The sequence below is a fragment of the Dethiosulfovibrio salsuginis genome (assembly GCF_900177735.1).
Taxonomy (GTDB): Bacteria; Synergistota; Synergistia; order Synergistales; family Dethiosulfovibrionaceae; genus Dethiosulfovibrio; species Dethiosulfovibrio salsuginis.
Window position 1 is genome coordinate 1 of the sequence record NZ_FXBB01000059.1, and the last position, 8,060, is coordinate 8,060.

Annotated in this window: 10 protein-coding genes; 3 read left to right on the plus strand and 7 right to left on the minus strand. The window is 53.3% G+C overall.

The window, feature by feature from the left end; genetic code table 11:
* Positions 1-40: 40 nt before the first annotated feature.
* The 7 genes from B9Y55_RS13680 to B9Y55_RS12820 all read right to left on the minus strand — a co-directional run bounded on the left by B9Y55_RS13680 (position 41) and on the right by B9Y55_RS12820 (position 6,049).
* Positions 41-199 carry a helix-turn-helix domain-containing protein gene (locus B9Y55_RS13680; protein WP_327078448.1) on the minus strand — a complete coding sequence of 53 codons (159 nt, stop codon included), beginning with the start codon at positions 197-199 and terminating at the stop codon, positions 41-43.
* A 122-nt stretch (positions 200-321) separates the two neighbouring features.
* A complete protein-coding gene (locus tag B9Y55_RS12795; protein ID WP_085545731.1) occupies positions 322-786 on the minus strand; it encodes a NanQ anomerase/TabA/YiaL family protein in 465 nt (154 codons plus the stop codon).
* A gap of 47 nt (positions 787-833) precedes the next feature.
* A complete protein-coding gene (locus tag B9Y55_RS12800; RefSeq protein WP_085545732.1) occupies positions 834-2,630 on the minus strand; it encodes a sensor domain-containing diguanylate cyclase in 1,797 nt (598 codons plus the stop codon).
* Between the two features lie 435 nt (positions 2,631-3,065).
* Positions 3,066-3,710, minus strand: a complete 645-nt coding sequence (gene pcp, locus B9Y55_RS12805) for a pyroglutamyl-peptidase I (protein ID WP_085545733.1) — start codon at positions 3,708-3,710, stop codon at positions 3,066-3,068.
* An 11-nt stretch (positions 3,711-3,721) separates the two neighbouring features.
* Positions 3,722-4,636 (minus strand): DUF979 domain-containing protein, encoded by a 915-nt coding sequence (locus B9Y55_RS12810; protein ID WP_085545734.1) that lies wholly within the window; start codon positions 4,634-4,636, stop codon positions 3,722-3,724.
* Positions 4,633-5,313, minus strand: coding sequence for a DUF969 domain-containing protein (locus B9Y55_RS12815; RefSeq protein ID WP_085545735.1), 681 nt, complete (start codon positions 5,311-5,313; stop codon positions 4,633-4,635). The genes B9Y55_RS12810 and B9Y55_RS12815 overlap by 4 nt, the downstream gene beginning before the upstream one ends.
* 31 nt (positions 5,314-5,344) lie before the next feature.
* Entirely contained in the window at positions 5,345-6,049 is a 705-nt protein-coding gene (locus B9Y55_RS12820; protein ID WP_085545736.1) for a Crp/Fnr family transcriptional regulator, read from the minus strand.
* A 309-nt stretch (positions 6,050-6,358) separates the two neighbouring features.
* Here B9Y55_RS12820 and B9Y55_RS12825 point away from each other — a divergent pair, with 309 nt between their 5' ends.
* The 3 genes from B9Y55_RS12825 to B9Y55_RS12835 form a co-directional block, all read left to right on the plus strand.
* Positions 6,359-6,586 (plus strand): hypothetical protein, encoded by a 228-nt coding sequence (locus B9Y55_RS12825; protein ID WP_143340955.1) that lies wholly within the window; start codon positions 6,359-6,361, stop codon positions 6,584-6,586.
* Positions 6,565-7,617, plus strand: a complete 1,053-nt coding sequence (locus tag B9Y55_RS12830; protein WP_143340956.1) for an ISL3 family transposase — start codon at positions 6,565-6,567, stop codon at positions 7,615-7,617. Before B9Y55_RS12825 ends, B9Y55_RS12830 begins: the two co-directional genes overlap by 22 nt.
* Positions 7,618-7,838: 221 nt before the next feature.
* On the plus strand, positions 7,839-8,060 hold a 222-nt coding region (locus B9Y55_RS12835; protein ID WP_085545738.1), incomplete at its 3' end, for a DUF6444 domain-containing protein.

The window sequence follows — 8,060 nt, forward strand, 5'->3', positions numbered from 1 at the left end:
AGCGTTAGCAAGAGCCAGGCTATCGACCTCTCTCAGCCATTCAAACTCTTTTATAGATAAAACGGACACAGCCGAAACACCTGGCAAAATAGCTTTTTTGCTCCATATTAGGATATATACGATATTTATAGGCTCTTAGCATGATCTCACCTCGCTTTTGCCCTACTGAATGGTTATTTGTGTCTAGCAGCATCTTCATAACACTACTTATAGCCTACACCACTGAGTAGATAAAAACAAGATTTATCGCCTATTGGCGACAAGCTATCCATCCCCACCTTTCGCCTTTGGCTTAGAAGATGGGGAATTCCGCTTGACCTGTTAAAACAGGGACAGTGCGACTTTTACTACCACCTTGTGGACCGGAGCAGGATCGCCCCAGGCCCGGAGTGGACAGTGGAGGTCCGAGGGAAAGAACACCGCGTAGGAGCCGGAGGACATATGGATCCAGCAGGGAGATTGAGGGACGGGAAAGAAGAAACAATCCTCCCCCTCTTTTGAGAGATAGTCTCTGACACCGTCGTCGGGGGCCCAGCCTATAAGCTCGTCCCCACCGATTACGTACTGAATGTCGGCGTACCGCTTGTGGGCCTCCCAACGGCCATCGGCCACAGGGGCGGTCTGAGAGCTTGAAAATATAGCGAAAAGGTCGTCGCCATCTATGTCCACCCGCCCCATCGGCTGGGAGCCCAAGTCGGTCTCCGCCAAAAAGGAAAGCCCTCTCACTATAGGAGACGGTAGATAGACCCTGTCGAAATCAAAGGAAATCCTATTGCTGCATATCATAATGTAAACCCTCGCTCCGTCGATTAGATTTTGTGGCCATCCTTGACCTAGCCTATTTCCACCCTGTCCCTTCCCAGCTCCTTAGCCCTGTACATCGCCTGATCGGCCCTGGCTATGATCTGGTCGATAGAGATATCGTCGGGGGATAGCTGGGTGATCCCTATACTGACGGTGAAGGATACGGCTCCCTCGTCGGTTGGGGTGGTTCGTTTTTTGATGGTCTGCCTTAGCCTCTCGGCAAAGTGACCCGCCCCTTCCACCGAGGTCTCGCTCAGGAAGATGAGAAACTCCTCTCCTCCGATTCTGCCGGGAAGGTCTCCCTCCCTTACGACACTGGAGAGGAGCTCCCCTAAGCCAGCCAGCACCTGATCTCCCACGTTGTGGCCGTAGTTATCGTTTATGTTCTTGAATCGATCTATATCCAGCAGGAGCAACGATCCCACCCCTCTGTAGCGACGGATTCTGGCGACCTCGATCTTGAGACGCTCCATAAAGCTCCTTCTGTTGGCCAGGCCGGTTAGAAAGTCGGTCGTGGCCTCCACGGTGAGGGCCTTCTCGACCCGCTCCCTTCGGGCTATCTCCTCTTTTAGGCCGTTCATAGCGGAGTGCATTCTGGCCGCCATGCGATTGAAGGACTCTATGATCAGAGAGACCTCCTTAAACTGGGAAGAGAAAACCAGAGGATCGGTCTTGCTGTCTTTGCTCATAGCGGAGATCGCGCCCTCCAAAAGGGACATAGGCACGATAAAAAATCTGGCTACGACCATTCCAAGAAGGACGGCGAAGAGAACAAGACCCAACGTCAGGGATATAAAGCTCCCTCTGTCGGCAATTATGCCGGGAGCCAGATCCCTTTCCGGTATTACGACGGCGACAACCCAATCTATTCCCCTGTCGTCGATAAAGGGAGTTACCTGAAGGTACATTTTATTTGCATTGAATTTAAAATCAAACAGGTCTATACCCTTTATGCTACCCCAACCACCGGAGCTCTCGACGGTCCTCGCCGCCTCCTGGACCGCAGGATGAGGGTAGGTAAGGGCGGTATGGCGATCCACTGGAACCCCATCCCTGGAGGGAGTCAGTATGGGAAGGCTTTCCGAGGAGGCTATTAGCCTGCCCGCTCTGTCCACTATGAAGGAAATCCCCGAACCACCACCGCCTATGGAGCGGAGGAAAGAGGAGACACGGGACAGGGATAGGTCGGTAGCCATTACACCTACAGGCTTACCGTCGACGTATACGGGGTAACTGGCTGAAATGGCCATATCGTGGCCGGAGAAAAGGACATAGACTTCGCTCCAGAAGGGGGCCCCGGTCTCAAGGGCCTTTATGAACCACGGCCTGGTACGAGCGTCGAAGCCCGGGAAGGACGACAGAAGCTCTCCCCTATTACCCCGATCATCGAGGGCTATTTTTTTGAAAGTTCCAGCCTTAAAACCCTCGGTCTCTATAACGTATTTCCTATCCGAGTCCTCCCTGCCGCTGTTGATCAGACCGCCCTCCATGTTCCCGAAGTAAACGCTGGAGACGGTGGGATAGAGCTCTATCTCCCTCTTGAAAAGCTCCTCCAGGGCAATAGGGTCATCGGGGCTCAACCTGCCCTGCTCCATGAGGGAGACGTTTATGCCGTTTATAACCATAGGGTGGGATAGAAAATCCTTGAGGTATTCCTTTATCTTGGAGGTTGTATCCGATCGGATCTGACGGGCAAAACGGTCCACCGTCCTGTGGCCTACCCTGTAGACCACAAAGCCAGCGACACCGGAGGAAAACAGACATACCGCTATAAAGGCCCCTATAATCGTCCTGTGAAGGGACATACCCTTTGTCTTGAAAATCATGGTCCCCCTCCTTCCCTATTCTGGTTAGTTTATCGGCCTACAGGGCCAAAATTCTTATGACCATAGGGACATTCATAAGTATAGAGCTTTTTCCCCATCAAGGGAACCGGACCTGAGATATGGGCACATCTAAAAACTCACCTTTGAGTCCCCTCGGAGAGACCGTCCCGCCTGCGCCCTGGCCCAATCGTATACTCGACCTGCCTGTTTCGTGCAAACCGCCTCGGAGGGCACGTCCTGTGCCCCCTCGGCTTGGGGCGACGTCCTGTCGCCCCATTCGTACTACACGACGGCAGGTCGAGTATACGGGCTCAAATGGGCTACGTCGGAACGGTCTCTCCGAGGATTAGAGTTTTTAGAGGTGCCCATATATTATCAGGGCAAAAAGCCCCATGCTCCCGGCTTGACGGGGCATGGGGCTTCTGGTTTAAGAGCTTAACAGATCGTTCCGCCGACCTTTTTGTGGTCCTCGTCCACGGTAACAGCGGCAGCCAAGGCGGCCTCCAGACCACCGACTATACAGTCCAGGGACATGCTGGGCTGTCCGCCTAACCTGGCGGCCTGTTCGGGCAGATAGGGTATGTGGATAAACCCTCCCTTTCTGCGGTTGCCCTCCTGGGCCAGAATGTGCATGAGGCCGTAGAACACGTGGTTGCAGACGAAGGTTCCGGCGGAGTTTGAGACCGATGCCGGAACGCCCGCCTCCTTCATAGCCGATACCATGGCCTTTATGGGGAGGGTGGACCAGTAGGCCGTCGGCCCCTCGGTCTCTATGGCCTCGTCCACTGGCTGGTTGCCGTCGTTGTCCTTTATGCGGTAGTCGTCCACGTTGATGGCGACCCTCTCAGGGGTTATGTCGAACCGTCCCCCTGCCTGACCTATGGAGATCACGATATCGGGATCCAGCTTAGCGATAGCCCCCTTCAGCACCTCCAGGGATCTCCAACGGGCCGTGGGCAGCTCGCACACCGAGACTGAAGCCCCGGCAACGGTCCGACCATCCAGACTCTTGACCGCCTCCAGGGCGGGGTTGATTGGCTCTCCTCCAAAGGGATCAAATCCGGTAAGAAGTATTCTCATAGTTTAACCTCCTAAAAAGCCAGGAAATACATCAAGGCGATATTGATACAGAGCATAGGGATGGCCGTGGCCACCTGGGCCTTTATAACGCCGTTTTTGTCCCCCATCTCAAGAAGAGCCGCAGGCACCACGTTGAAGTTGGCCGCCATGGGAGTCATCAAGGTTCCGCAGTAGCCAGAGAGCATTCCGATCACCCCGGCAATGGCGGGGTTGGCGCCGTGCATCACCACCACGAGAGGAATGCCTATTCCCGTCGTGATGACGGCAAAGGCAGCGAAGGCGTTGCCCATTATCATGGTGAAAAGGGCCATTCCGACGCAGTAGGCTACAACCGTGGCGAGAGCGCTGCCGGTGGGGACCACCGAAGAGACCATCTGGGCGATGACACCTCCGACCCCAGCCTTATCGAACAGAAAGCCCAGGGCCGCCAGGAACTGGGAGAGTATGACCGCCCAGCCGATGGCGTCTATCAGCCGTCTTCCCTCGTTGACCGACCTGCCAAGGCCGTCCTTCGTCAGCGCCATAACAGCCACTAAGCCAGCGATGGAGCCCAAACCCAGGCCGACCAGAGCCCCAAGGGAAGTGAACTTTGCCACCAAAAAGGTGACGATAGGAATAATCAAGGTGGGCAGGAAAAGGCTGTTGCCGAATCTGTCCGCCTGTCGTCTCTTCTCCTCCTTGGACGCCTCTCCGTAGGAACCCAATCCCAGGCCCTTGCAACTGGCTATCAGGGCCATAACCACCACCATAGCCCCGATTATACCGCTGGGGATGGCCTTTCCAAACAGGAAGGTAACGGCGTAGAGAGCCCAAAAAATCGCCGTACCGACCCTCTTGCCGTTGCTCCTGTCCGTTAGAGACCTGAGGGCGAAGACCATCAGCAAAAGGCCGGTTACCATATACATGTGATCCAGGGTTATCTTCATCTCCGCTCCTCCTCTCCCTTGAGGCTCAGTTTTTTCATCCTAGCGTCGAACATGGTGTATCTGACCGTGGCGATAGCGAAGGCCGCTACAGCGGTGGGGACGGCGTAGAGGGCCATGGTCAACAGATCTACCGAGTATCCAGCCTGGTCCATGACTCCCTTTATGAGCAAAAGTCCCCCTGCGGCTATGAAGATAAGCTGACCGAAGAAGTTTCCGTAGTTCTCCACCGCTGCCGCCATGCTCCTTATCTCGTCAAGGACGGACTGAGGAAGCTCCCTTCCCTTAGCCACCGCCCCCTCGGCCATGGGGGATATGATGGGCCGTATAAACGTGGGGTGTCCTCCAAGCTGTAGCCCGACGGCGCTGGTGGCCTGACGGAAGAACATGTAGAGCAACATTATCCTTCCGGCGGTAGCGCCCTTGAGCTTCATTATGAAAAGCTCCGCCTGCTCCCTCAGACCGTGGCGTTCCAGAAGACCGATAACCGGCAGTGTCAGTATGAACAGAGACATATACCGGTTTGTGACGAAAGCGGTCCCTATTGCCTCCAGGATCTCGTAGGGCCCCATCCCACCGGCCAGGCCGGAGGAGAACCCAGCGACGATAACCACCAACAGCGGGTTGAGCTTAAGCCCCAGCCCCACTATCACTACCAAAACACCTACCAACCTTATCATTTCCTATCCCCTTTCGATCCCGACGGCCCCATCACTGGACCCTGTCGGTATACTTTGCTAAACCCTCCATGTTCTTTATGACGATCTTTTTATTGTCCCTCTCCAGCAGCCCCTCGTCGAAAAACGACTTGAGTATCCTGGCGATGGTGACCCTTGAACAACCGACGTTATAGGCCAGCTCGCTCTGGGTTAGGGCCGTGGTTATCATTCCCTCTGTCATATCGACATCCCTGGTGTCGGAACAGGCGGAAAGCCGTATCAGGGCGTCGGCAACCCTGCCGGTGGAATCGTTGAAGACGTTGTTTGCGAGCTGGAGAGCCACTATGCGAAACTTCCTGGTCATGCTGTGTATAAAATAGAGGTAGGCGTCGGGGTTTCTGCACAGCTCCTCATCCAGTATGGACCTGGTGACGTAGGACACAGACGACGGCTCCTTGGCGTAGAGGACGTAGTTTAGGGATCCTCCGTCCATCAGGTTCATCTCCCCAAACAGCTCCCCAGGCCTCAGGAAGTAAAGTAGCTTTTCCCTGCCGGAGACGCTTATCATGGCCTTGGAGACCTTTCCCTCCACCACGATGCCGAAGGAGTCCAGATGATTAGCCGGAGCTATAACGTCGTTTCTGCCGTAACTCTTGACCGTTCCCTTCGGCGCCAGGATCTCCTTGAAGAACGCTCTCATCTCGTTTTGTTTTTTCTCGTCAAACACGTCGGAGTAATAGGAACCACCTATCGGCACGATCTCCACCCTCCTCTGTCACACGGGAGATTCCAAAACATATACATAATTATAAACAACACATCCGGGCAAAATCTGTAGTCTGGGATACAAAAAGAGGGCTCTCTAAAGACAGAGAGCCCTCTTTTTTACATATCCTTACTTCAAGGCTGAGACCATCTCGGCCAAGCTATCGGCCTCCGCCAGAAAATCCTGGTTCCTTCGCATCCTCTGTGGGTTAGATAGAAGTGCGTCAAAAGGTTGGGTATAGCCTGTTTGGGTTATAATGGCAAAAAAGCAAACTATCCTGCCCTTCTGGAGGTAAATGTTATGGGAAACCCTTATTCCACAGGTAGCAGTGAATACCGTATTTTTGAGGATGCACTAGGTATATGCCCTCCCTGGGAGATTAAGGACGTCCGTTTAGATTTCAAAAGGAGACGTCTGGACATCAACCTGGACTTTATCAAAGGGTCTGTCTTCGAGTGCCCCCATTGCGGAAAGAACTTTACCGCTTACGACAGTGCTATGAGGGAATGGCGACATCTGGATTTCTGACCCATATTTACGCTCCTCTGCCTAGGGTAAAGTGCTCCGAGTGCGGAGTCAAAACCGTGGAGATTCCCTGGGCAACAAAGGGAAGTGGCTTTACCCTTCTCTTCGAAGCCTGGGCGGTGCAACTGGCCCAGGAAATGACGGTTCTGGCCGCCTCTCGAGAGCTACGGATAAGCGATGATCGCCTTTGGCGTCTTCTCAGGAGGACCGTTGATAGAGCTATGGCAAACCAGGACCTCTCCAGGGTTAGGTCCGTAGCTATAGACGAGACTTCATGGAGAAAAGGCCATAAATACGTTACATTTGTTTTTGACTACGACACAAAAAAGCTTATTTTTGGCGTAGAGGGAAAAGGCTCGGACACCCTCAAAAAGTTTGCAGAACACCTCGAATCTCACGGAGGACAGGTCCAGCGGATAGTGGAATTCTGCTGTGACATGTCTCCTGCCTTCATAAAGGGAATTGGGGAGAATTTCCCTAAAGCATCCATAACCTTTGACAAGTTCCACGTTATAAAGGCCGCTAACGAGGCTCTAAATAAGGTCCGCGTCAGAGAGAGCAAGGAAACTCCTGAGCTAAAAGGGACTCGCTGGGCCTTTATGAAGAGAGAAGGCAACCTAACAGACAGGGAGAAAGAAAGCCTGAAGAAGGTCTCCTTGAGTAAAAAACGACTTCAAACAGGAAAGGCTTACCGATTGAAAACTATCCTTCAAGAGATCCTTGATGCTGGCTCCACGTTGACCCTTTCCGATGCCAGAGGGCAGCTGAAGGGGTGGTGTCGTTGGGCCCTTACCTGTAGGATACCGGAGATGAAGGAAGTTGCCATGATGATAAAACGTCACATGGACGGCATCCTTAGATGGTTCCATAGCCGAATGACAAACGGACTTCTGGAGGGCTACAACAGTGTCCTCCGAGCAGGAAGGGGCATGGCCCGTGGATTCCGAACTTCCGTTAATGTAATCCTCAAAAGCCTTCTTACCGCAGGAAAACTTGACTTTGGTTTTCCTCAGAATGTTTGGAATCAGCTTTGACCCATACTAGATGCGAAGGAACCGACATCCGAAAGTGGCGACGGGTGCGTCGCCACGTACCGAGAAGAAGAGTTTCCATTCCTCATAGGGACATCCGAAAGGGTAATTTCAAACCGTAACTATTCAGTCCCCCTGCCGATTTAGGTCCTAAATCAGCAGTTCCTTAGTCTCTTGCAACGTGCTATCATGGCATCAGAATAAATCTGAAAGGAGGTCTATCCATGTTTCAGAAACCCACCTACGAAGAGCTCTTCGAGGACAACCAGATGCTCAAGGCGATAAACAAGAGCCTCAGCGAGAGGATCTCAGAGCTCGAAGCCATCCTGAAACAAAACAGCCAGACCAGCTCTAAGCCTCCTTCAAGCGACGGCTATAAAAAGCCCAAGCCGACCAGCTCCCGGAAGAAAAGCGACAAGAGTAAAGGGGCTCAGAAGGGCCATAAA